20 protein-coding genes and 2 pseudogenes are annotated in these 21519 nt (G+C 69.8%); 12 read left to right on the top strand and 10 right to left on the bottom strand.

Translation table 11 applies throughout. The features are described 5' to 3' along the window. Positions 1–588: 588 nt before the first annotated feature. Positions 589–1437 (top strand): hypothetical protein, encoded by an 849-nt coding sequence (locus tag ACIBAE_RS29040; protein ID WP_399291206.1) that lies wholly within the window; start codon positions 589–591, stop codon positions 1435–1437. 70 nt (positions 1438–1507) lie between these two features. Here ACIBAE_RS29040 and ACIBAE_RS29035 read toward each other — a convergent pair whose 3' ends face one another. Beyond that, positions 1508–2794 (bottom strand): DUF1015 domain-containing protein, encoded by a 1287-nt coding sequence (locus ACIBAE_RS29035; protein WP_399291195.1) that lies wholly within the window; start codon positions 2792–2794, stop codon positions 1508–1510. Between the two features lie 73 nt (positions 2795–2867). On the opposite strand from ACIBAE_RS29035, the gene ACIBAE_RS29030 reads away from it, so the two are divergent. The 4 genes from ACIBAE_RS29030 to ACIBAE_RS29015 all read left to right on the top strand — a co-directional run bounded on the left by ACIBAE_RS29030 (position 2868) and on the right by ACIBAE_RS29015 (position 7024). Then, on the top strand, positions 2868–3896 hold the full coding sequence (locus ACIBAE_RS29030) for an HAD hydrolase-like protein (RefSeq protein WP_399291192.1): 1029 nt from the start codon (positions 2868–2870) through the stop codon (positions 3894–3896). Between the two features lie 154 nt (positions 3897–4050). Next, positions 4051–5100: a FecCD family ABC transporter permease gene (locus ACIBAE_RS29025; RefSeq protein WP_399291203.1), complete on the top strand. Its 1050-nt coding sequence runs from the start codon at positions 4051–4053 to the stop codon at positions 5098–5100. Next, on the top strand, positions 5097–6167 hold the full coding sequence (locus tag ACIBAE_RS29020) for a FecCD family ABC transporter permease (RefSeq protein WP_399291189.1): 1071 nt from the start codon (positions 5097–5099) through the stop codon (positions 6165–6167). The genes ACIBAE_RS29025 and ACIBAE_RS29020 overlap by 4 nt, the downstream gene beginning before the upstream one ends. Before the next feature lie 26 nt (positions 6168–6193). Beyond that, positions 6194–7024 carry an ABC transporter ATP-binding protein gene (locus tag ACIBAE_RS29015; protein WP_399291186.1) on the top strand — a complete coding sequence of 277 codons (831 nt, stop codon included), beginning with the start codon at positions 6194–6196 and terminating at the stop codon, positions 7022–7024. 95 nt (positions 7025–7119) lie between these two features. On the opposite strand, the gene ACIBAE_RS29010 is transcribed toward ACIBAE_RS29015, so the two are convergent. Next, a complete protein-coding gene (locus tag ACIBAE_RS29010; protein WP_399291184.1) occupies positions 7120–7467 on the bottom strand; it encodes a sterol-binding protein in 348 nt (115 codons plus the stop codon). Between the two features lie 42 nt (positions 7468–7509). Between ACIBAE_RS29010 and ACIBAE_RS29005 the strand changes: the two genes are divergently transcribed. The 4 genes from ACIBAE_RS29005 (at position 7510) to recN (ending at position 11398) form a co-directional block, all read left to right on the top strand. Further along, a complete protein-coding gene (locus ACIBAE_RS29005; protein WP_399291181.1) occupies positions 7510–7815 on the top strand; it encodes a hypothetical protein in 306 nt (101 codons plus the stop codon). A 37-nt stretch (positions 7816–7852) separates the two neighbouring features. Continuing rightward, positions 7853–8668, top strand: a complete 816-nt coding sequence (locus ACIBAE_RS29000; RefSeq protein WP_399291178.1) for a TlyA family RNA methyltransferase — start codon at positions 7853–7855, stop codon at positions 8666–8668. After that, the gene (locus ACIBAE_RS28995; protein ID WP_399291175.1) at positions 8665–9570 is read left to right on the top strand and encodes an NAD kinase; all 906 of its coding nucleotides are present in this window, start codon (positions 8665–8667) and stop codon (positions 9568–9570) included. The genes ACIBAE_RS29000 and ACIBAE_RS28995 overlap by 4 nt, the downstream gene beginning before the upstream one ends. A gap of 82 nt (positions 9571–9652) precedes the next feature. After that, positions 9653–11398 (top strand): DNA repair protein RecN, encoded by a 1746-nt coding sequence (gene recN, locus ACIBAE_RS28990; protein ID WP_399291172.1) that lies wholly within the window; start codon positions 9653–9655, stop codon positions 11396–11398. Between the two features lie 432 nt (positions 11399–11830). Here the strand turns inward: recN and ACIBAE_RS28985 are convergent. Beyond that, positions 11831–12195 (bottom strand): annotated as a pseudogene (locus ACIBAE_RS28985) (hypothetical protein). Positions 12196–12594: 399 nt separating this feature from the next. Between ACIBAE_RS28985 and ACIBAE_RS28980 the strand changes: the two are divergent. After that, a complete protein-coding gene (locus ACIBAE_RS28980; RefSeq protein ID WP_399291169.1) occupies positions 12595–13683 on the top strand; it encodes a glycosyltransferase family 4 protein in 1089 nt (362 codons plus the stop codon). 357 nt (positions 13684–14040) lie between these two features. On the opposite strand, the gene ACIBAE_RS28975 is transcribed toward ACIBAE_RS28980, so the two are convergent. The 5 genes from ACIBAE_RS28975 to ACIBAE_RS28955 form a co-directional block, all read right to left on the bottom strand. Beyond that, complete coding sequence (locus ACIBAE_RS28975) at positions 14041–14472, bottom strand: DUF4259 domain-containing protein (RefSeq protein ID WP_399291201.1); 432 nt, start codon at positions 14470–14472, stop codon at positions 14041–14043. Between the two features lie 56 nt (positions 14473–14528). Further along, entirely contained in the window at positions 14529–14936 is a 408-nt protein-coding gene (locus ACIBAE_RS28970; RefSeq protein ID WP_399291166.1) for a transposase, read from the bottom strand. After that, on the bottom strand, positions 14933–15937 hold the full coding sequence (locus tag ACIBAE_RS28965) for an ISL3 family transposase (protein ID WP_399291163.1): 1005 nt from the start codon (positions 15935–15937) through the stop codon (positions 14933–14935). Before ACIBAE_RS28965 ends, ACIBAE_RS28970 begins: the two co-directional genes overlap by 4 nt. 18 nt (positions 15938–15955) lie before the next feature. Continuing rightward, positions 15956–16795 (bottom strand): hypothetical protein, encoded by an 840-nt coding sequence (locus tag ACIBAE_RS28960; protein WP_399291160.1) that lies wholly within the window; start codon positions 16793–16795, stop codon positions 15956–15958. Between the two features lie 157 nt (positions 16796–16952). Next, positions 16953–18179 (bottom strand): IS256 family transposase, encoded by a 1227-nt coding sequence (locus ACIBAE_RS28955; RefSeq protein ID WP_399291198.1) that lies wholly within the window; start codon positions 18177–18179, stop codon positions 16953–16955. Between the two features lie 151 nt (positions 18180–18330). On the opposite strand from ACIBAE_RS28955, the gene ACIBAE_RS28950 reads away from it, so the two are divergent. Next, complete coding sequence (locus tag ACIBAE_RS28950; protein WP_399291158.1) at positions 18331–18837, top strand: hypothetical protein; 507 nt, start codon at positions 18331–18333, stop codon at positions 18835–18837. Between the two features lie 239 nt (positions 18838–19076). Further along, on the top strand, positions 19077–19622 hold the full coding sequence (locus ACIBAE_RS28945) for a GNAT family N-acetyltransferase (protein WP_399291155.1): 546 nt from the start codon (positions 19077–19079) through the stop codon (positions 19620–19622). On the opposite strand, the gene ACIBAE_RS28940 is transcribed toward ACIBAE_RS28945, so the two are convergent. Continuing rightward, on the bottom strand, positions 19550–20791 hold the full coding sequence (locus tag ACIBAE_RS28940) for a PadR family transcriptional regulator (RefSeq protein ID WP_399291208.1): 1242 nt from the start codon (positions 20789–20791) through the stop codon (positions 19550–19552). The genes ACIBAE_RS28945 and ACIBAE_RS28940 overlap by 73 nt on opposite strands. A gap of 222 nt (positions 20792–21013) precedes the next feature. Beyond that, a pseudogene (locus ACIBAE_RS28935) lies at positions 21014–21139 on the bottom strand (TniQ family protein); the annotation flags it as partial. Positions 21140–21519 lie beyond the last annotated feature (380 nt).

The following is a 21519-nucleotide window of genomic DNA, read 5'->3' as shown; positions in this document are numbered from 1 at the left end:
GGTCCGCGTCGTGATGACGACCGTGGTGGTCGTCCCAGCTCCAGCGGTGGCGGCTACGGCCGGCGCGACGACCGGCCCAGCAGTGGTCCGCGCCGCGACGACCGCCCCAGCGGCGGCTTCCGTCGCGACGACCGGCCGAGCACGCCCCGCCGGGATGACGACCGTTCCAGCAGTGGTCCGCGCCGCGACGACCGCCCCAGCGGCGGCTTCCGTCGCGACGACCGGCCGAGCACGCCCCGCCGGGATGACGACCGTTCCAGTGGTGGTTTCCGTCGTGACGACCGTTCCAGCAGTGGTCCGCGCCGTGACGACCGTCCCAGCGGTGGTTTCCGTCGCGACGACCGCCCCAGCAGTGGTCCGCGTCGTGATGACGACCGTGGTGGTCGTCCCAGCTCCAGCGGTGGCGGCTACGGCCGGCGCGACGACCGGCCCAGCAGTGGTCCGCGCCGCGATGACGGCGGGTATCGGGGCCGCGACGACAATCGCGGTGGCGGCTACGAGCGTCGCGACGACCGTGACCGTGACCGGGAGCCCATCAGGCGGCTGCCGATTCCCGAGGAGGTCACCGGTCAGGAGATCGACAAGAGTGTGCGGCAGGAGCTCATGAGCCTGCCGAAGACGCTTGCCGACGATGTCGCCAGGAACCTTGTCATGGTCGCCCAGCTGATCGACGAGGATCCCGAACAGGCTTACGCCTACTCGCGTATCGCGCTGCGGCTGGCTTCCAGGGTCGCCGCCGTGCGCGAGGCCGCCGGCTTCGCCGCGTACGCCACCCAGAAGTACGGAGAGGCGCTGGCCGAGTTCCGCGCGGCGCGGCGGATGACCGGGAACGTCGACCTGTGGCCCGTCATGGCGGACTGCGAGCGCGGTCTCGGGCGTCCGGAGCGCGCGATGGCGATGGCCGGTGAGCCCGAGGTACTGAAGCTCGACAAGGCCGGCCAGGTCGAGATGCGGCTGGTCGCGGCCGGTGCCCGCAGGGACATGGGGCAGATCGACGCGGCCATCGTGACCCTGCAGGGCCCCGAGCTGGCGTCGAACTCCGTACAGCCGTGGACCGCTCGGCTGCGTTACGCGTATGCCGACGCGCTCCTGTCGGCCGGGCGCGAGGACGAGGCCCGTGAGTGGTTCGGCAAGACCATCGAAGCGGACAAGGACGGGGCGACGGACGCCTCGGACCGGCTCGCGGAGCTGGACGGGGTCGAGTTCGTCGACGCGTTGGTCGACGACGACACCGAGTCCGACACCGAGTCCGACACCGAGTCCGACACCGAGTCCGACACCGAGTCCGACACCGAGTCCGACACCGAGTCCGACACCGCGGCCGAGCCGGACTCCGTGACCGACGCGGAGCCGCTGGACGCCCCCGACGCCGAGGCGGACGACGAGCTGGACGACGACGAGAACGACGAGAACGACGTCGAGCACCGCAAGGACTGAGTGATCATGCGAGTGGGCGGTACCCCGGCCGGGGTACCGCCCACTCGCATTTTCTGTTTCGCCCGCGGGATCAGTCGAGCGCGAGGCTCCGCAGCACCAGCCCGGTCGCCGGCTTCGGGCCGAAGGACGTGGACTTGCGCGGCATCGTCACGCCCTGTCGGGCCAGGTCGCGTACGACCTCCTCGCGGACCGGGTGCAGCAGGACCGCCGTACCGCCGCCGCGTTCCGCCTGGGTGACGGCTGCCGCGCTGTCGTGGAGGTAGGCGATGTGCTCCGGAGCGTCCGGGATCTGCCAGATGTGCTCCAGCAGAGTGTCGTGCAGGACCGTCGCGTCCAGCGTCCGCCAGGCGGCCGGCCGGTCCTGGGGGATCGTACGGGCCAGCAGGTCGCTGTCGGGGCGGTCGATCAGATGGAACCGGCCGTCGCCCGCCAGCAGGAAGGCATTGCCCGTCGCCGCGGCCTCCGCCAGGGCACCGAGCGCCTCGGGGAGCGGGCCGTCGACCGTGCGGACCCGGAAGGAACCGGAGAGTGCCGCGACGGCGCGTTCGACGGGCAGGCGCCGCAGCAGCCGGTGGATGGCGCGGACCCGCAGCGGGTAACGGGCCGTGTCGATCAACAGGACCAGGCCGTAGCCCCACGGCCCGTCGGCGGGATGCTCGGCCCGCAGCCGCAAGTACGTCGCCCAGCGGTGATGCCCGTCGGCGATCAGGGCCTGATGGCGGGCGAGGTCGGCGGAGATCTCCGCCAGGTCGGCGGGGTCCGTGACCGACCACAGGCGATGGCTGAAGCCGTCCTCCGTGGTGGTCGCGAGGAGCGGGGAGCTGCGGATGGTGCGCTCGATGACGGCATTCGTGCCTGTCGTACGCGTGGCGCCGTCCTGGTCGCGGTAGGTGAGCAGCAGCGGTTCCAGGTTCGCGCCGGTCATCCGCATGAGCGCAGCGCGGTCCTGCACCACATCCGGCATGACGTCCTCGTGGGGGAGTACGACGCCGTCGGCCGGTGCGGAGAGCGCCAGGGCTCCGATGACGCCCCGCTGCAGCACGTCCCCGCTGCGCTGCTCGTACACGTACAGCGCCGGATCGTGGTCGGCGGCGAGGACACCCTCGTCCAGCCACCGGTCCAGCGTCGCCGCCGCCTGGCGGTGGCGGTTCTCCGGGGTGGCGGCCTGCGGCAGGATCAGCCGGACGATGTTGTACGGGTCCGCCGACTCCAGGTGGTGCAGGCCGTCGGGCCTGACGACCACGTCGTACGGCGGCGAGGTCACGGCGGACAGGCTGCCGACCCGTTCGGGGACATAGCGGATCCCACGAAACGGAATGAGTCGCAGCCCCTCGCCCGCAGGACCGGTTGTGTTCATCCGGGCATCGTATGTGGGGTCGAGGGATAAGCGATGATCGGGGGAGAAGTCGCGAACGAGGAGCGGAAGACGGATGAGTCAGCAGAGCAGGACCCGGCCGAGCGGGAGTACGACCGCACTGCACGAGGCGTACGACACGGCTCTGCTCGATCTCGACGGGGTGGTGTACGCGGGCGGTGAGGCCATCGTGCACGCGGTCGATTCGCTCGGCACGGCCCGGGACGCCGGGATGCACCTCGCGTACGTCACCAACAACGCGCTGCGCACGCCCGACGCGGTCGCGGCCCATCTGACGGAGCTCGGGGTGCCGGCCGAACCCGCCGATGTGATCACCTCGGCGCAGGCGGTGGCCCGGCTGATCGCCGAGCAGGTCCCGCAGGGGGCGAGGGTGCTGGTCATCGGCGGGGAGGGGCTGCGGGTCGCGCTGCGGGAGCGTGGTCTGGAGCCGGTGGAGTCCGCCGAGGACGACCCGGCGGCCGTGGCGCAGGGATACGGCGGTCCCGACATGGCCTGGGGGCGGTTCGCCGAGGCGTGCTACGCCATCGCGCGCGGCGTGCCGTGGTTCGCGTCCAACACGGATCTGACGATTCCGAGCGCGCGGGGGATCGCGCCGGGCAACGGCGCCGCGGTCGAGGTCGTACGGATCGGGACGGGCGCCGAGCCGCAGGTGGCGGGGAAGCCCCTGCCTCCGATGCACCGGGAGACGATCCTGCGGACGGGGGCGAAGCGGCCGCTGGTCGTGGGGGACCGGCTGGACACCGACATCGAGGGAGCGATCTCCGGTGAGGTCGACTCGCTGCTCGTCCTGACCGGTGTGACGGACGCGGCCCTGCTGATCGCCGCCGAGCCCCGGCACCGGCCGACGTATGTGGACGCGGATCTGCGCGGGTTGCTGACCGGGCAGCCCGAAGTGTCGGAGACGGACGGCGGGTTCGGCTGCGGCGGGTGGACCGCTTCCGTACGCGGGAACACGCTGGCGCTCGACGGGGACGGTGCGGCGCTGGACGGGCTGCGTGCTCTGTGCGCGGCCGCCTGGACGGACGCGGGCGACGGCTCCTGCGCGCGGGACGCGGGCAAGGCGCTGGCGAAGCTCGGCCTGTAGGCGCGGCGGGCGACGGGCCGGGAGCGGGGCCGGGAGCGGGGGCGGCCGGCCCGGCAACGGGCGGCGGGCGTGGAGACGGTGGTGCGGGGGCCTGTTCGTGGCGGTACGTCCCTCATGCGAACAGGATCAGAGGGTAGGCTAACCTAACCTGGTGTTGGTCGACAGTCCCTCTCAGCAAGGTGTGGAGCCGGCGGCCCCGGCCGCGCCCCGCAAGCGCCGGGCGCCTCGCGCCGCAGGGCTGCTCCTCGCCGTCGGCGTCCTGCTGCTGGTGTGCACCGCGAGCATCGCGATCGGCGCCAAGCCGGTCCCCCTCGGCGAGGTGTGGCACGGCCTCTTCCATGCCACGGGCACCGGGGACGATGTCATCGTGGCCGATGTCCGCCTGCCGCGTACGCTCCTCGGGCTGCTCGTCGGGGTCGCCCTCGGGCTGGCCGGCGCCGTGATGCAGGCGCTCACCCGCAACCCGCTCGCCGAGCCGGGGCTGCTGGGCGTGAACGCGGGGGCGGCCGCCGCTGTCGTCTCCGCCATCAGTTTTCTGGGCGTCACCTCAGTCACCGGGTATGTGTGGTTCGCCTTCCTCGGCGCGGCGATCGTCTCGACCGCCGTCTACCTGCTGGGCGGCAGCCGTGGTGCCACCCCCGTACGGCTCGCACTCGCCGGAACGGCGGCCACCGCCGCGCTCTACGGCTACGTCAACGCCGTGCAGCTGCTGGACTCCGCCGCGCTCGACCGGCTGCGCTTCTGGACCGTCGGCTCCCTCGCGTCCGCCGACATGTCGACCGTCGGGAAGGTGTGGCCGTTCATCGCCGCCGGCACACTCCTCGCGCTGCTGATCGCCCGGCCGCTGAACGCCATGGAGATGGGCGACGACACCGCCCGCGCCCTGGGCGCGCGGCTGACCCGTACCCGCGTCCTCGCGATGGTCTCCGTCACCCTGCTGTGCGGCGCCGCGACGGCGGCCTGCGGGCCGATCGTCTTCATCGGGCTGATGGTGCCTCACCTGGTGCGCGGCATCACAGGGCCGGACATGCGGTGGATCCTGCCGTACGCGGCGGTGCTCTCGCCCGTGCTGCTGCTGGGAGCGGACGTGGTGGGCCGGGTCGTCGCCAGGCCCTCCGAACTCCAGGTCGGTATCGTCACGGCGCTGATCGGCGGGCCCGTCTTCATCCAGCTCGTACGCCGCAAGAGGATGGCCCAGCTGTGAGCGTGTTCTCCCGGGAGAAGGTCCCCGGCCGCGCCGCCGCGCGTACGTTCCGTACGCCTGGCGGGCTCTCCGTACGGGTCGGCGGCCGCTCGGCTCTCGTCGTCCTGCTGCTCGCCGTCACCGCGCTGGCTGCCGGGGTGGTGCTCGTCGGCAGTGGGGACTATCCGATGTCTCCGGGCGATGTCATCGCGACCCTGGCCGGAAACGGCACACCGGGGCAGGAGTTCATCGTCCTGGAGCTGCGGCTGCCGCGTGTCCTGGTCGGGCTGCTCGTCGGCGCCGCGCTCGGCATCGGCGGCGCGGTCTTCCAGTCCGTCACCCGCAATCCGCTCGGCAGCCCCGATGTGATCGGTTTCGGGCAAGGAGCGACCGTCGGCGCACTGAGTGTGATCGTTCTCTTCCACGGTGGCGCGGTCGCCGTCGCGGGCGGCGCGATCATCGGGGGTGTGCTGACCGGCGCCGGCGTCTATCTGCTGGCCTGGAAACGCGGGGTGCACGGCTACCGGCTGGTGCTCGTCGGGATCGGCGTCGCCGCCATGCTCACCGCCGCGAACCACTATCTGGTCACCAAGGCCGATCTGATCGACGCGACCCGGGCGGTGCTCTGGATGACCGGCTCGCTCGACGGGCGCGACTGGGCCCAGGTCCGGCCGCTGCTCGCGGTCTGCGCCGTACTCGTCCCGCTGACGCTGGGATACGGACGGCCGCTGCGCATGATGGAGATGGGCGACGACGCCGCGTACGCGCTCGGCGTGCCGGTCGAACGGACCAGGGTGGTCCTGATGAGTTCCGCCGTACTTCTCGTCGCGGTGGCGACCGCGGCGGCGGGCCCCATCTCCTTCGTGGCGCTCAGCGCCCCTCAGCTCGCCCGCCGGCTGACCCGCTCGCCGGGGCCCGGCCTCGGCCCGGCCGCCGCGATGGGCGCGGTGCTGCTGCTCGTCGCGGACGGGATCGCCACCTCGGCCTTCGGCGCCCGGCAACTGCCCGTCGGGGTGGTGACGGGGGTGCTCGGCGGCTGCTACCTGCTCTGGCTCCTGGTCACCGAACGCAAGGCAGGACGCATATGACCCCCGTGGACACCAGGAGTACGACCATGCAGCGCCTCGCCGCGGAATCGGTGACCCTCGGCTACGACCAGCGGATCATCGCCCGCGATCTGTCGGTGGAGATCCCCGATCACTCCTTCACGGTGATCGTCGGCCCGAACGCCTGCGGCAAGTCGACCTTGCTGCGGGCGCTCTCCCGGATGCTCAGGCCCACCGAGGGGCGCGTCCTGCTGGACGGCGCCGCCATCCACTCCCTGCCCGCGAAGCGGGTGGCCAGGACCCTCGGCCTGCTGCCGCAGTCGTCCATCGCGCCCGACGGCATCACGGTCGCCGATCTGGTGGCGCGCGGCCGCTATCCGCACCAGGGACTGCTGCGCCAGTGGTCGCCGCAGGACGAGCGCGTCGTCGAGGAGTCGATGGCGTCGACCGGCGTCGGTGAACTCGCCGACCGCTACGTCGACGAACTGTCCGGCGGCCAACGCCAGCGCGTCTGGATCGCGATGGCGCTCGCCCAGCAGACGCCGCTGCTGCTGCTCGACGAGCCCACCACCTACCTCGACATCCAGCACCAGATCGACGTGCTGGACCTCTGCGCCGAGCTGCACGAGACCCAGGGCCGTACGCTCGTCGCCGTTCTGCACGACCTCAACCACGCGGCGCGCTACGCCACCCACCTCATCGCCCTGCGCGAGGGGCGGGTCGTGGCCGAGGGCGCACCGGCCGACGTCGTCACGGCCGAGCTGGTGGAGCAGGTGTTCGGCCTGCGCTGCCAGGTCATCGACGACCCGGAGACCGGCACCCCTCTGGTGGTCCCGGCGAGCCGCGGGGCGCGGCGGCCCGCCACCGTACGGTCCCCGGGCGGGCCGTCGTCGGGGTGACCGTCATGGTGGTGCCGCTCGCCGTGGTGCGGGTCGTCGCGGTGCCGCTCGCCGTGGTGCGGGTCGCCGGACCGGGGCCGGACCGGGACCGGGGCTCAGAGCAGTGACTTCAGGCGCAACAGGTCGCGGAAGCCCGCTTCCAGCCTGATCCGGCCCGAGGCCCAGGCGCGCCCGAAATGGAGCTCGCCGCCGACCAGCGCGACCAGATCGTCGCCCGTCATGGCGAGCCTGATCTGCGCCTTCCCGGGCGGTGGCCCTGCCACGGTGTCGGAGATCTGGATGCGGCCGTCCACCAGACGACCGGTGAAGGTGAGATCCAGATCCGTGATGTGGCAGCTGAGCGAACGGTCGAACCCGGCCGCGGTGCGGACGTCTCCGTCCGTGCGTGCCAGGTTGTCCGAGAACGTGTCGAGTGCGCTGCGGCACTCCTCCTTCGTCGCCATCGTGATCGACGGTACCCCAGGGCTTCGGGGTAGCGTCTGGGCATGAGCGACTCGATGGCGGGCCCGGCCGGACAGGGCGTCCGGAATGCCCCGGAAAGCAACCCCGCGTACGATGTGCCGGCGCCCCTCCCGCTCGGGGTGGAACGCGTCCCGACCGGCGATGCCGAGGTCGACGGACTGCTGGCGCGGCTCGCCGACGCCGACCACCTCCCTGCGGACGGCCATGCCGAGGTGTACGAGGATGTACACCGGGGCCTGCGGGACGCGCTGACCGCGCTCGACGCACGCCCGGCATCCCAGGGGCCCCAGGGACCTGTGGGGCCGCAGGGGCATCAGACGCCCCGGTGACCTCATCTCGCGTACGACCACAGGAGCTGAACCGAACGTGGCAGGACTGGCACGCCGCCGTCTCGATGCCGAGCTGGTACGCCGCAACCTCGCGCGCTCACGCGAGCACGCGAGCCAGCTGATCGCCGCGGGCCGGGTGACCGTCGGCGGCGCCACCGCGACCAAGCCCGCCACCCAGGTCGAGACCAGTGCCGCCGTGGTCGTCACCGAGGACGACGGCGATCCCGACTACGTCTCGCGCGGCGGTCACAAGCTCGCGGGCGCGCTGGCCGCCTTCACGCCGCTCGGACTGGAGGTCCAGGGCCGGCGGGCACTGGACGCGGGCGCGTCCACCGGTGGCTTCACCGACGTGCTGCTGCGGGCCGGCGTCCGCCATGTCGTCGCCGTCGACGTCGGCTATGGACAGCTCGCCTGGTCGCTGCGGAGCGATGCGCGTGTCACCGTCAAGGACCGTACCAACGTACGGGAGTTGACGCTCGACGCGATCGAGGGTGAGCCCGTCGATCTGATCGTGGGGGACCTGTCGTTCATCCCGCTCGGTCTGGTGCTGCCCGCGCTGGTGGGCTGCTCGGCCCCCGACGCGGACCTCGTGCTGATGGTCAAGCCGCAGTTCGAGGTCGGCAAGGAGCGTCTCGGCAGCGGAGGCGTCGTCCGCAGCCCGGAGCTGCGCGCCGAGGCGGTACGGGAAGTGGCCCGGCGGGCGGCCCAACTCGGTCTCGGCGTAAGGGGAGTGACCGCGAGCCCGCTGCCGGGGCCGTCCGGGAATGTGGAGTACTTTCTGTGGCTCCGCGCCGGTGCGCCCGAACTGGACCCGGCGGACGTCGACCGCGCAGTGGCGGAGGGGCCCCGTTGACCACGAACACAGAACGCACCGTCTTCCTGCTGGCCCACACCGGCAGACCGGCAGCGATCCGCAGTGCCGAACTGGTGGTGAACGGACTGGTGCGCAGCGGCCTGGGCGTACGGGTCCTGGCCTCCGAAGCGGTCGATCTGCCGCTGCCGCCGTCCGTCGAGACGGTCCCCGAGGCCACGCCCGACGTACTCGACGGCTGCGAGCTGCTGATCGTGCTCGGCGGGGACGGCACGCTGCTGCGCGGCGCCGCGTTCGCGCGGGCCTCGGGCGTCCCGATGCTCGGCGTCAATCTCGGCCGGGTCGGCTTCCTCGCGGAGGCGGAGCGTGACGATCTGGACAAGGTCGTCAACCGCGTGGTCACTCGTGCGTATGAGGTTGAGGAGCGGATGACGATCGACGTCGTCGTGCGCAGCAACGGCGATGTGGTCCACACCGACTGGGCGCTCAACGAGGCGGCCGTGCAGAAGGACTCGCCCGAGCGGATGCTCGAAGTCGTCCTGGAGATCGACGGCCGGCCGGTCACCGGCTTCGGCTGCGACGGCATCATCTGCGCCACACCCACCGGGTCGACGGCGTACGCCTTCTCGGCCGGCGGTCCGGTGGTCTGGCCGGAGGTCGAGGCCCTGCTGATGGTGCCGATCAGCGCGCATGCCCTCTTCGCCAAGCCCCTGGTGACCTCGCCGACCACGGTGCTCGCGGTGGAGGTGCAGCCGAACACGCCGCGAGGCGTCCTGTGGTGCGACGGACGCAGGACCGTCGAGCTGCCGCCGGGGGCGCGGGTGGAGGTACGGCGCGGCGCCGTCCCCGTACGGCTCGCGCGGCTGCATCACGCGTCGTTCACGGACCGGCTGGTGGCCAAGTTCGCCCTGCCCGTGTCGGGCTGGCGCGGGGCTCCGCACTGAGACCCGATGGGCCGTGGAGGGTGCGTTCCGGGTCCTTCCGGGTGGGGTCCGTCGCACGGCGGGCCCAGGACCTCGTATGGTCATGAGCGTGTTGGAGGAGATGCGGATACGGTCACTCGGGGTCATCGACGATGCGGTGGTCGAGCTGTCACCCGGCTTCACGGCGGTGACCGGCGAGACAGGCGCCGGCAAGACCATGGTCGTCACCAGCCTGGCGCTGCTGCTCGGCGGCCGTGCTGACCCCGCCCTGGTGCGGATCGGGGCGAAAGCGGCGGTCGTGGAGGGGCGGCTCACCCTGTCCGCCGGTTCCCCCGCCGCCCTGCGCGCCGAGGAGGCCGGAGCCGAGCTGGACGACGGCACGCTGCTCATCAGCAGAACCGTCTCGGCGGAGGGGCGCTCACGCGCCCATCTCGGCGGCCGCTCCGTGCCGGTGGGAGTACTGACCGAACTGGCGGACGACCTCGTCGCCGTACACGGCCAGACCGACCAGCAGGGCCTGCTGCGGCCCGCGCGGCAGCGCAAGGCCCTCGACCGGTACGCGGGCGACGCGGTCTCCGTGCCGCACGCCACCTACGCGGCGGCCTACCGCAGGCTGCGGGCCGTCGCCACGGAACTGGACGAGCTGACCACGCGGGCCCGGGAGCGGGCCCAGGAAGCCGATCTGCTCCGCTTCGGGCTGAACGAGGTCGCGGGTGTCGAGCCGAGGGCGGGGGAGGACACCGAACTCGCCGCCGAGGCCGAGCGGCTCGGCCACGCGGAGGCGCTGGCGTCAGCCGCGGCCCTCGCGCACGCGGCGCTCGCCGGCAACCCCGAGGACCCGGAGGGCGTCGACGCGACGACGCTCGTCGCGGGCGCGGGACGATCGCTGGAGACCGTACGGGCCCACGACCCGGCGCTCGCCGGGCTCGCCGACCGGATGGGCGAGATCTCCATCCTGCTGGCCGACGTCGCGGGGGAGCTCGCCGGATACGCGGACAACCTGGACGCCGATCCGCTCCGGCTGGCGGCGGTGGAGGAGCGGCGGGCCGCACTCACCGGCCTGACCCGGAAATACGGTGCGGACATCACCGCCGTCCTGGCCTGGGCGGAGGAGAGCGCCGCCCGGCTGACCGAGCTGGAGGGCGACGACGACCGGATCGGCGAACTGACCGTCGAGCACGATGCCCTGCGCTCCGATCTGTCCGTTCTCGCCCAGGCGTTGACCGATGCCCGCACGGAGGCCGCAGCGCGTTTCGCGGAGGCTGTGACGGCGGAGCTGGCCTCCCTGGCCATGCCGCACGCGCGGGTCTCGTTCGACATCCGGCAGACCGAGTCCGCCGACGAGACCTCCGGGGTCGAGGTGGGCGGCCGCTCCGTGGTGTACGGGCCGCACGGCGTGGACGAGGTCGAACTGCTGCTCGCACCTCACCCGGGTGCCCAGCCCCGGCCGATCGCCAAGGGCGCGTCGGGCGGTGAGCTCTCACGGGTGATGCTCGCGGTGGAAGTGGTCTTCGCGGGCACCGACCCGGTGCCGACGTACCTCTTCGACGAGGTGGACGCCGGGGTCGGCGGCAAGGCGGCGGTCGAGGTGGGCCGCCGGCTGGCGAAGCTCGCCAAGTCCGCTCAGGTGGTGGTGGTGACGCACCTGCCGCAGGTCGCGGCCTTCGCCGACCGCCAGCTGCTGGTCGAGAAGACGAACGACGGCTCGGTGACACGCTCGGGCGTGACGGTCCTGGAGGGCGAGGAGCGGGTACGGGAACTGTCCCGGATGCTGGCCGGTCAGGAAGACTCCGAGACAGCCCGCGCCCACGCGGAAGAACTCCTGGCCACGGCCCGCGCCGACGCGTAGCGCCTTCGGGAGGGCGCTGACGACGACGGCCGAGCGACGACGGGCCGAGCGAAGACTGGCGGAGTGACGGCCGGCGGGCGCCTCAGCGGTCTTGTGGGTGGCTCCCGCCCACGGGGCCGGGTCACTGGCCGGGGCGGTCCCGTCCGGCCACGCGCGACGGGCAGCGGCCGGGAGCCGGGTGCCTCGCGGGCGCTGCCGGGCCGGGGCACGGCTTCCTGAGTGCGACCCTCCCGATGCCTGGGCCTCGGGAGGCCGGTCCGCCGCCGAGGTGTTCCCCCTCAGCCGTCTTCTCGGCTGCCCCGCATGAACACCACGACCAGCAGAACCGCGCCCGGGCGTTTCGCACACGAAGGTCAGAGCGGGAAACCCACAGCGCGTCGTACCCGCGCCGAAGGTTCGGCCGGCTGACCACCCAGGAACGTTACGGGGTGGTCAGCCGAGCGCCTTCTCGATGGCCTCGAAGACATCGGCGTCGGTCTCCTGCTGCCAGGACGGCAGATCGGGCCAATCGGCCACGTAGCCGGGCTTCGGGTCCTCGAAGTGCTTGAACATCTGGGCGGTCCAGCACGTCGCGACGAAGCGGCTCTTCTGCTCGCGGGACAGCCTCGACGTGTGGCGCCGCTGAGTTCGATGAACTGCCGGACCTGGTCGTGGACCGATCCGGCGGCTTCACGTTCCCACTGCGGGGTGTCGTCCCACGGGGTGACATAGCCGGCCTTCGGTTCCCCGGGGAAGTGCTGACGCACTCCCGCGATCCAGGTTTCCCGGAACAGTCGTGCGCCTTCGGTCTGCGACATTCCTACCCCTCTCGTCACGGCGTGCTCAGCGTGGCGATCTCCGCCCTCAGCTCCGTCCCCGGCTCCGGCCCCAGCTCCGGCCCGCGACGATCGCGGCTCAAGGTATCGGAAGAGCCTGCCTCGGCGTGCTCGCCCTCGGTACGGCGGCGGTGGCGGGCAACGGCCGTGCCGGGTTGGCCGTTCACGTACTGGGAGTCGTCGTCGCGACGGCGTACGGTGACAGGTGTGGCCGGCGGACCACGGCCGGACCGGCCGAGGGGCTGACTCACCCATGTGAGTGATCCCGGGCGCGGAGTTGAGGCGCCGGACACAGGAACGGCGCCTCCACGGTGCCGGAACGCGCGTACGGGCTGGCATCCTTGGCGCAGTCCCCGATCCCGATCCAGGAGCCTTGACCACGTGACACCACTGCGTACGGTCCAGGTGCTCGGCGGAGGCAGCGCGGGCAGCAGCGCGCACGTCCGGTCGCTGGCGGGGGGTCTGGTCGACAGGGGCGTACGCGTCACGGTCTGCGCCCCGGCCGAGCTCGACCACGCCTACGACTTCCGGGGGGCCGGGGCACGCCATGTCCCCGTACCGCGCCGCAGCGACCCGGCCGCCTTCGCCGCGCTGCGGGCGGCCTGCGCGGGCGCCGATGTCGTCCACGCGCACGGACTGCACGCCGCCGTGCGAACCGTGATCGTGCTCGGCGGGCTGGACGTACCGCTGGTCGTCACCTGGCACACCCGCGCGCACGCCGACGGACCGCGCGGCCAGGTGCTGCGGCTGCTGGAGCGACGGGCCGTCAGGGCGGCGGCCGTCGTACTCGGCGCCTCCTCGGAACTGGTCGACCGGGCCCGCAGCCGCGGCGCGCGCGACGCCCGCCTCGCGCCGGTCGCGGTCCCGGCCCCCCGCCACCCGGCCGGGGGGCCCGAGAGCAAGGCGCGGGCCGAACTCGGCTCGGTGGAGAGGCCGTTGGTGATGGCCGTCGGCAGTCTGGTGGCGGACCAGGGGTACGACACCCTGCTGGACGCGGCCAGGACCTGGCGCGGCCTCGATCCCACCCCGCTGCTCGTCATCGCCGGTGAGGGCCGTGAGCGCGGCAGGCTGCAACGACGTATCGAGAACGGGGAGTTGCCCGTACGGCTGATCGGCCGGCGCGACGACATCACCGAACTTCTCGCCGCCGCCGATCTCGCGGTACTGCCCAGCCGCTGGGAGGCCCGCTCCGTGCTGGCGCAGGAGGCGCTGCGGCTCGGCGTGCCGTTGGTCGCCACGGCGGTCGGAGGAATCCCCGAACTGGTCGGCGACGCCGCTGAACTCGTCCCGTACGGGGACGCGGCGTCCCTCTCCCTGGCGGTCCAGCGGCTCCTCGGCGATCCGGGACGCAGGGAGCGACTGGCGGCGGCGGGAAGGGCACAGGCGGCGACCTGGCCGACCGAGGACGAGACGATCGCGCAAGTGCTCTGCGTATACGACGAGTTGACGCAGGCGCGGCGCCCCCGCTGAGAGAACGCGCACCTGCTCCCGACGCTCACAGCGCCGGGTCGTGCGGTAAGCCCCGGTCCGGTGGTGAGGCGGCGCTCGCCGACCTTGAGCGGCGACGCGATGTGCACCCCGCGACATGCCGAAGGGCCCGGCAGGGGGCGGATCATCCGCCCCCTGCCGAACCCTCGAAGCGCCGTGACCGCTCGTGTAGGTTTCGCCAGTCTGGTTCATCGTTAGGTCTCCTGACCTGGTGTTTCAGGAGCAGTCCTGTTGTTCTGTCGGTGGTTTTGTCCTGTGGGTCTGTCGTTTTCCTCAGTGCCGCGTGGCTTTGCCACGAGAATGGGCTCTGGCTCAGGTTCTGTGATAGGTGACGCTATGTCACTGCTCGACATCGAACAGCGCGATTGACGGTGGTGGCGGAGCAAGGACTGCACGAAGGCGGTTGAGGTTGGCTCGCCACTGCTTCCAGTCTTCCGGGTCGACCCAGTTCGAGGCTGGCCCAGCCTCGTCGCTGATGATGCGCGCGAGGGCCTCGTCCGCGAGCGTCCGGAGATCGTCAGGGAAGGCGGGCATGGGTGCTTCAGGGCCGTAAGGTGTATCGATTGGGTCGCCGCCAGGGCATTGCGCCGCAATCAGTGCCGCTGCGGCCACAGCTTCTTCCCCTTCGGCGAGCCAGCCGGTGGCGTCGACGGTGCGCGTGAGGACGCCACGGATCAGTGCCTCGCGTTCCCCGGGTTTGGCGTCGTCGAGATCGTCGGCGAAGTCCGCCGCCGTGTCGTTGTCGAAGGGGCCAGTGTCCCAGGTGCCCATGTTGATCTCCTCGCGTAGTTCCGCCCGGATCTTCGCATCAGCTGCTGACATTTCGATCACTGTGCGAGCAGGACGCGCTTCCGCAGAAGGGCGAAGCCAGCCCGCCCGAACATCTGGCACTTGAGCATCTTGATCCGGTTGACATGGCCCTCGACCGCGCCCGAGCTCCAGGGCAGGGTCAATCCGGCGGCGACGGCGGCGAGGTCGCGGTCGATGCCGGCGGCGAGCGTGTGGAGACTGGGCAGGTCATCCTGCCGGACGGCGTCGAGCCAGTCCGGGAGGCGTTCGCCCTGGCGCTCGGTGAGCATGACCGCGAAGGAACGGACATGCCGGGTGACGGCATCGAGCTCGGGGCAGTGAGTGCGGACGGTCTTGAGGTGCAGCTGCTCGGGCTCGGTGAGGGTCTCCGGGCGGCTGAGGATCCACCCGGAGACGGTCCGGGGCGAGGGCGGCCGGGCGGTCACCGGGCGCGGTGAGGTGCGCTTCTTGTGCAGGCATGCACGGACGCGCTGGTAGCTGCCTTAGTAACCGAGCGGCACGATCTCTTCCCACAGTTTCCAGGCGTTGGTGACACCCTCGTTCCACCGGTCGTCCAGGTAGGGCTTGTAGTCATCGAGGACCGAGGGCCGGTTCTGTTACTGGCCGGTGAACAGCTCCTCCGGAGCCGCTGCGCGGCGAGCTGCTTGACGGTCCGCCAGGTCATGCCGAGCTGACGCTGGATCGAGCGGCGGCTGTGCCCGGCTTCCAGCAGTGCGTGGACGGCGGCGTGGCGGGCCCGGGTGCGGTCGGCGAACCGGTGCCCGGTCGGCCAAGGCGAACCGGGCGGTTCCTCTTCCGGGGCGGGCTCCGGCTCAGGTCCGGGGGCGGCCGGGACAAGGGCGCCGAGGCAGCTGCGGTGCTGAGCGACGGCCCGCTCGGCGGCTTCGCTCAGGTTGTGCCAGAGATGCCACCGGTCCGCGACCTGGACGGCCTGCGGTGCGCCGGCGCTGGCGCCTTCGGCGAAGAACGGAGCCCGGTCCCGGCAGATGACCTCAATGCCTGGCCGATCGGCGAGCCAGGCCGCGAGGCTGGACGCTTCCCGGTCCGGCAGCAGGTCGATAGGGCGGCGGGTTTCGACGTCGACCAGGACGGTGCCGTAGTGGCGGCCTTTGCGAGTGGCGTACTCGTCGACGCCGACCACACGCGGGGCGGCCACTTCGGGATCGGGCAGCGCGTCGACCAGCCGGAGCACCGTGCTGCGGCTGACGGACAACCCGAGAACGCGGGCGATGCGGGCTCCGGCCCGGCCCGCGAGGGCCAGGCCGACCGCGGCCAGGGTTGACCGCTGCCGTTCGGTCCGCTGACCGTGCCGCCGTGTCAGACCGGGTATCTGCTCGACGAAGGTACGGCGTGCGCAACCCGAGTTCCAGCAGACGAACCTACGGACCCGCAACTGGAGAACAACGCTTCGGCCACCGCTCGGCACATCAGTGGGAAACCGCAGCTAGGAACCATGAACCTGGTCCGACCAGACTCCGCAGACCGGGCACACGGCCCCGTCCGCGATGCATTGCGCATCAACGCGCACCATCTCGATGTCCACGTCCACCGACAGCACTGCGACGTCCGCGATCGACGGGAACAACAACTCCTTCAGCCGGAGCCCGACCTCTTCCACGGCCCCGAACTGTCGACCCAACCCCCATACCCACGGACCATTTTCGGGCGACTTCGCGTACAGCTCGACGGGCCCGGGAGTGTCACTCAGAGTGGCCGCGTCACAAAACCTGAGCCAGAACCCAATCTTCTGACCCCGATCGTCAGAAGAGCGGGCCGACAGTGGGATGTGAGACCAAGGCACAGGCCGCGATCTGCAGTTGTTCTTCCCATGCCGCCTCGTCGAGCCCAGCGTGTACTCGATGCAGCACGCGCATGACGGGAGTAGCGCCAAGAATGCTTGCTCCTCAGCGGTCTCGACCTCCGTCTCCGACCACTCGTCCGATGCCAACTCGGCAAGATCGACCTCCCCGGCGGTGAATCGCGCGGCCAGCCTGCGCAGCGCGTATCGTCGGGCCATGTAACGATCGGGCAGCCTGATCCCCAATTCTTGAAGAGCCTGCTCGAATATGCCACGGATGTCCCGGGGGTCCGCATAACGCGGCAGACCGGCGAGCTCGCACAGGGCCGGCGCGTCCATTCCGACTGCGAGTGCCTGGGCAGCGGTCATCGGGAGGTCTTCCGGACACACCTGATCCGCCTGATACAGCCACGCTGCCTCCAGCAGGGGCGGATACGCGCTGCGGACAGGGCTGCCAGGATCGGATGTGTCGTCTATCGCTGCCATGATTCATACGATGCCAGCACGGCTCGCGAGAGTGCCCGGAAATTTTGACCGTCCCGGCAAACCGCCCTGCGGACTTACCCAACTCGTGCTGTTGCCCCGGTGACACTCTGCGACTCCCGGGTCTGTCAAACGAGCGGTGTACTGGGGTTGTTGAGGGCTACTGACGTGCTGCGGAGAGCCGGCCGTCGAAGGTGATGTCGAAGGCGTTCAAGGCTGTCTTCCAGCGCATGGTCCAGCGGGCCTGGCCCTTGCCGGTCGGGTCGAGCGACATGATTGCCATGTAGACGCACTTCAGGGCGGCTTGCTCGTTTGGGAAGTGGCCGCGGGCCTTGACCGCCCGGCGGATCCTGGCGTTGACGGACTCTATGGCGTTCGTGGTGCAGACGATGCGGCGGATCTCGGTGTCGAAGCGGAGGAACGGGGTGAACTCCTCCCACGCGTTCTCCCAGAGCCGCACAATTGCCGGATACTTCTTGCCCCACGTGTCGGCGAACTCGGCGAACCGCTCAAGGGCCGCGTCCTCGGTCGCCGCGGTGTAGACGGGCTTGAGGAGCTTGGCGATCTTGTCCCAGTCCTGGCGGGCGGCATAGCGGAAGGAATTCCGCAGCAGGTGGACCACGCAGGTCTGCACGATCGTCTTCGGCCAGACGGTCTCGACCGCGTCGGGCAGCCCCTTCAGTCCGTCGCAGACCAGCATGAGGACGTCGTTCACGCCGCGGTTCTTGATCTCGGCGAGGATGTGCATCCAGTGCTTGGGACCCTCGCCGCCGTCGCCGGCCCACAAGCCGAGGATGTCCCGCCGGCCCTCGGCCGTGACGGCCAGGGCCACATAGATGGGCCGGTTCGCCACGGCGCCGTCGCGGATCTTCACATGGATCGCGTCGATGAAGACCACCGGATAGACCGCGTCCAGAGGCCGGTTCTGCCACTCGGCCTTGCCGTCGAGGACCTTGTCCGTGATCGTGGAGATCGTCTGGCGCGACACCTCGGCGCCATAGACCTCGGACAGGTGGGCCTGGACCTCACCGGTCGTCAGGCCCTTCGCGGCGAGCGAGATGACCATCTCGTCGACGCCTGAAAGGCGTTTCTGCCGCTTCTTGACGATCTTCGGCTCGAAGGAGCCCTCGCGGTCGCGAGGCACGGATATCTCCACCGGGCCGACATCGGTCAGCACGGTCTTGGCCCGGGTGCCGTTGCGCGAGTTGCCACCATTCTTCCCGGCGGGATCGTGCTTGTCATAGCCGAGGTGGTCGGTGATCTCGCCCTCGAGAGCGGACTCCAGAAGCCGCTTGGTCAGCTGCTGGAGCAGCCCGCCCTCGCCGGTCAGCTGCAAGCCCTCGGCCTGAGCCCGACTCACGAGCTCGTCGATCAGCCGGTCGTCCATGGACGGCGGCACCACAGCCTCAGACGGCTCGACGGTCTCGGCCTCGGTCACGTTGTTGCTGGTCATCGATGCATCTTCCATGATCGGGAGTTACACCGAACGTTTTACAGTCCCGCCCGTAGCCTTCGTGCTTGGCTCGCATACTGATCTGATGAGTCCGATCTCCACACACCATCGGTTCCGGGACCCACGCAGCACGAAGTACGACTTCCTCGCCTCTGTCCTCGTGCGCTGTCCCGGCTGCGAGAAGGTCGCGCACGTTGGGACAGCACCAGACCCGGACGGAGGGTACGACCAGGGTCTTTTCGCTCCAAGGCGTCTCGTCTGCCGGAACTGCGGGACGGCGAAGGAATGGAGCCGCAGGCGTGTGACCTTGCCCAGGGACCGGAACGAATCGGCCGCAGATCCGTACTTCGGCGTCCGTCTGTGGCTGCAGACCGAGACCCGGCACGGGTGGGTATGGGCCTACAACCTCGAACACCTCGACGTGATCAGGCGATTCGTGCAAGCACCGCTACGCGAAGGGGTTCCCTGGCACGAAAAGGGCCGAAGGATGACCGTGGTGGCTCGCCTGCCCGCATGGATGCAGCAAGCCAAGAACCGTGACGAGGTGCTGCGGGCCATCGCCCGCATCCACGCCTCACTGCTCCGTGCCTGACTCTGGAACACCGAGCTCCTCGCTCATCCCGTGACGCGTCTTGGCTTGCTGGACCCCCGTCTCACTCGGGCCGGGGTGAGTTTGTTCGGCTGGGCCGGCCGTTCCGGGGGGAGTTTTAGAAGTCCGGCTTCGCGCAGTTCCCCAACCTGTCCCTGACCGTGGTCTCGGCAGCGCCGAAACCGATTGAGTATGCCATCACAGTCGTGATACCACTTCATGATTCGTAAGATGATCACGAGTTGAGCAAGGAGTTGGTGAGCATGGCGCTTGGAGAACTGGTGAATCTGCGGGCCATGGGTCCCGCAGACGCCGAGGCACTGTGGCGCTGGAACCACGACCCCGAGGTCATGCGGTGGATGGACGACACGTACGCCCAGTCGGTGGAGCGCGTCCGCACGTGGCTGGAGGAGCGCCCCCGCAACACCTACGGCGACTTGCTCCTTGGCATTGAGGCGCTCGCCGACGACACTCTCATCGGCCTCGTCATGCTGCACGATGCGGACCCGGAGAAGGGCATCGCGAAACTCGATATCTACCTGGGCGAGAAGGCGTACTGGGGCCGCGGCTACGCCACGGATGCAGTGCGAACTATCTGCCGCTACGGCTTCGAAGACATGCGCCTCCACAAGATAACGCTGACCGTGGTCACCGAGAACCAGGCCGCGCGCAAGGTGTACCAGAAGGTTGGCTTTGTTGAGGAGGGCCGGCTTCGTCAGGTCTTCCGGCGTGACGGCAAGTGGTACGACATGTTCACGATGGGTTTGCTGGCGAGCGAGCTCCGCTGAGTCCGATTCAGGCGATGCGTCGCCGCGGTCAGTGAGTAATAGGTGCGTCGGCGTGCGGAACCTGGCCGTTCGGCTCGGGATTCGAGGCGGCTTGTGAGCCAGCCGGCTGCTTCCAGGCGCTTGAGCTGCTTGTAGACGGTATTGAATGGAATTCCGGTGGCGGTGTGGATCCGGGCTGCGTACGTTTCCTGGTCGTCGTCAGCCAGTAGGTGGTGCAGGAGGGGCTGCAGGGGCGAAGGGACGTTCAGGTGCCGAATTGGCGTGTCTGGGTGCAGAGTGGTCAGTGCTGCGTGTGCGCCATCCACGGTTCTGGCTGCAGCAGTCAGGACATCTTGCCCTGGCATGGGTTCGATGTTGGAACCGAGGCTGTGACGCATGAGTTCTTGGATATGGCTGCCCTTGAGGTGTTGCAAGAGCGTCGTCCCGCGGCTGGTTGGTCGCTGGGATCTGTGGCGGCCGGGTCGTTGGAACAGTTGAGCGACGATGTCGCGTTCCAGTTGGACGAACTGTAGAGCGAGAACGGACTGCGTAACCCCAAGATACGTAGCCGCAGTTCTGGCGGTGGGGAAAGCCATGCAAATCTGAAAACGACGCAGGCGAAGCCAACCATGCAAGGTTCCCTCTACTGCTGCCCTGATATCGAGAGGCACTGATTTGTCGATTTTTGTCGTCAGAGCGGGTCGGCTGTGAACACCCATAGGGCGACGAGGGATGCCGAGTTTTTCCAGCCGGTTGAGGATGGCGCTGGTGCTGACCCCGACATCTTGGGCGATTTCTTCAGCTGTACGGACCCTGAGGAGATATTGCTGTCGCAGCCAGTCGTTATCGATAGGCTGCGGCCGGTTTCCATGATAGATCTCTATTTTGAGCTCTTGCGCCCGCAGGATCACTTGCTTTGCCGATAAGTCGTACTCCTCGGCGATTTTGCGGAGAGTCTTCTTCTCTAGCGTGTACTCGCGATGCAGGAAATCGGGTGTGAAGAGTCGACGTCCTCGCTCACGGATACGCCAGCTACCAAACGGTGACGTCGGGCTGGTGGCCTCTTTGTGTGATCTTTCCCAAGTCCTCTGGAAAATTTCGCTCATGCCTTGAAGGTCTGAAAGCGATAGTGACTGCAGAAGCGTGGAGAAGGGGGTGTCCGCCGCTGCGAAGATTGACTCGGCGCTCATCTTTCTATCAATGAGGAGGGAGTCGAATTTGTGCTGGGCCTGGAGCAGAGGATGCTGTGGGTCGAGGCCCAACGGAGGTGCGGTGGTTAGATCGGTGCCACAAATGCTTCGTCGGCCGGTTCGGCGCACGCAGTGCTCTGGGGGGTGTAGGTGTACTGGCCTGGGTAGGAACTCGCGCGGCTCTTTGTGGCAATTCGGGCAAACATTGTGCAGGAGCGCGTGATGCTTGGTGCAGGCGAAAGACCAAGGCAGCCACCAGCGTGTGGGATAACGACCTTGCATCTCGGGCAGACACTGCGGACAGAACCGCCAGTGTGGCGCGCGGTGGCCGAAGATGTCTGCCGGCACGACGGCCCGGTCAAGCTGGCCGGCAGGCAGCGCAAGTTGCTTCTCCAGGCTCTGCAGTTTTGGGCATCCAGCCCGACGAGGAGGTAGTGGGTCCGCTCGGCCATGGGCAGGCTCAGAGCGTCCACGAGCGCGGACAGGGAAGTCCAGGAGCGGCGGGCGAGGGCCTCCAGCCAGCTGTCCAGGCTCTCACCGGGCTGCGGGAGGATACGGATCGCCAGGGTGCGAAGTTCGCTCACGACGCCTTCCTCCGGTTCTGTCCGGGGCGACTGACGAGGCGGCCGGCATCTAGGGCCTGTGTGAGGTCGTGATCATTCGGTCGCCGGTAAGAGGTCGTTGATCCAGATCAGGGAGGCCCGGAGGTGGAGTCCGGCGTCGTAGCT

The sequence above is a fragment of the Streptomyces sp. NPDC051569 genome (genome assembly GCF_044454085.1).
Classification (GTDB): Bacteria; Actinomycetota; Actinomycetes; order Streptomycetales; family Streptomycetaceae; genus Streptomyces.
This window is presented reverse-complemented; position numbering and strand designations above follow the sequence as displayed.

Coding starts and splice junctions, on each gene's coding strand:
- ACIBAE_RS29035 (WP_399291195.1), bottom strand. CDS start 2,794: ATGAACACAACCGGTCCTGCGGGCGAGGGGCTGCGACTCATTCCGTTT.
- ACIBAE_RS29030 (WP_399291192.1), top strand. CDS start 2,868: ATGAGTCAGCAGAGCAGGACCCGGCCGAGCGGGAGTACGACCGCACTG.
- ACIBAE_RS29015 (WP_399291186.1), top strand. CDS start 6,194: ATGCAGCGCCTCGCCGCGGAATCGGTGACCCTCGGCTACGACCAGCGG.
- ACIBAE_RS29010 (WP_399291184.1), bottom strand. CDS start 7,467: ATGGCGACGAAGGAGGAGTGCCGCAGCGCACTCGACACGTTCTCGGAC.
- ACIBAE_RS29005 (WP_399291181.1), top strand. CDS start 7,510: ATGAGCGACTCGATGGCGGGCCCGGCCGGACAGGGCGTCCGGAATGCC.
- recN (WP_399291172.1), top strand. CDS start 9,653: ATGAGCGTGTTGGAGGAGATGCGGATACGGTCACTCGGGGTCATCGAC.
- ACIBAE_RS28975 (WP_399291201.1), bottom strand. CDS start 14,472: ATGGGCACCTGGGACACTGGCCCCTTCGACAACGACACGGCGGCGGAC.
- ACIBAE_RS28960 (WP_399291160.1), bottom strand. CDS start 16,795: ATGGCAGCGATAGACGACACATCCGATCCTGGCAGCCCTGTCCGCAGC.
- ACIBAE_RS28955 (WP_399291198.1), bottom strand. CDS start 18,179: ATGGACGACCGGCTGATCGACGAGCTCGTGAGTCGGGCTCAGGCCGAG.
- ACIBAE_RS28950 (WP_399291158.1), top strand. CDS start 18,331: ATGAGTCCGATCTCCACACACCATCGGTTCCGGGACCCACGCAGCACG.
- ACIBAE_RS28940 (WP_399291208.1), bottom strand. CDS start 20,791: ATGAGCGCCGAGTCAATCTTCGCAGCGGCGGACACCCCCTTCTCCACG.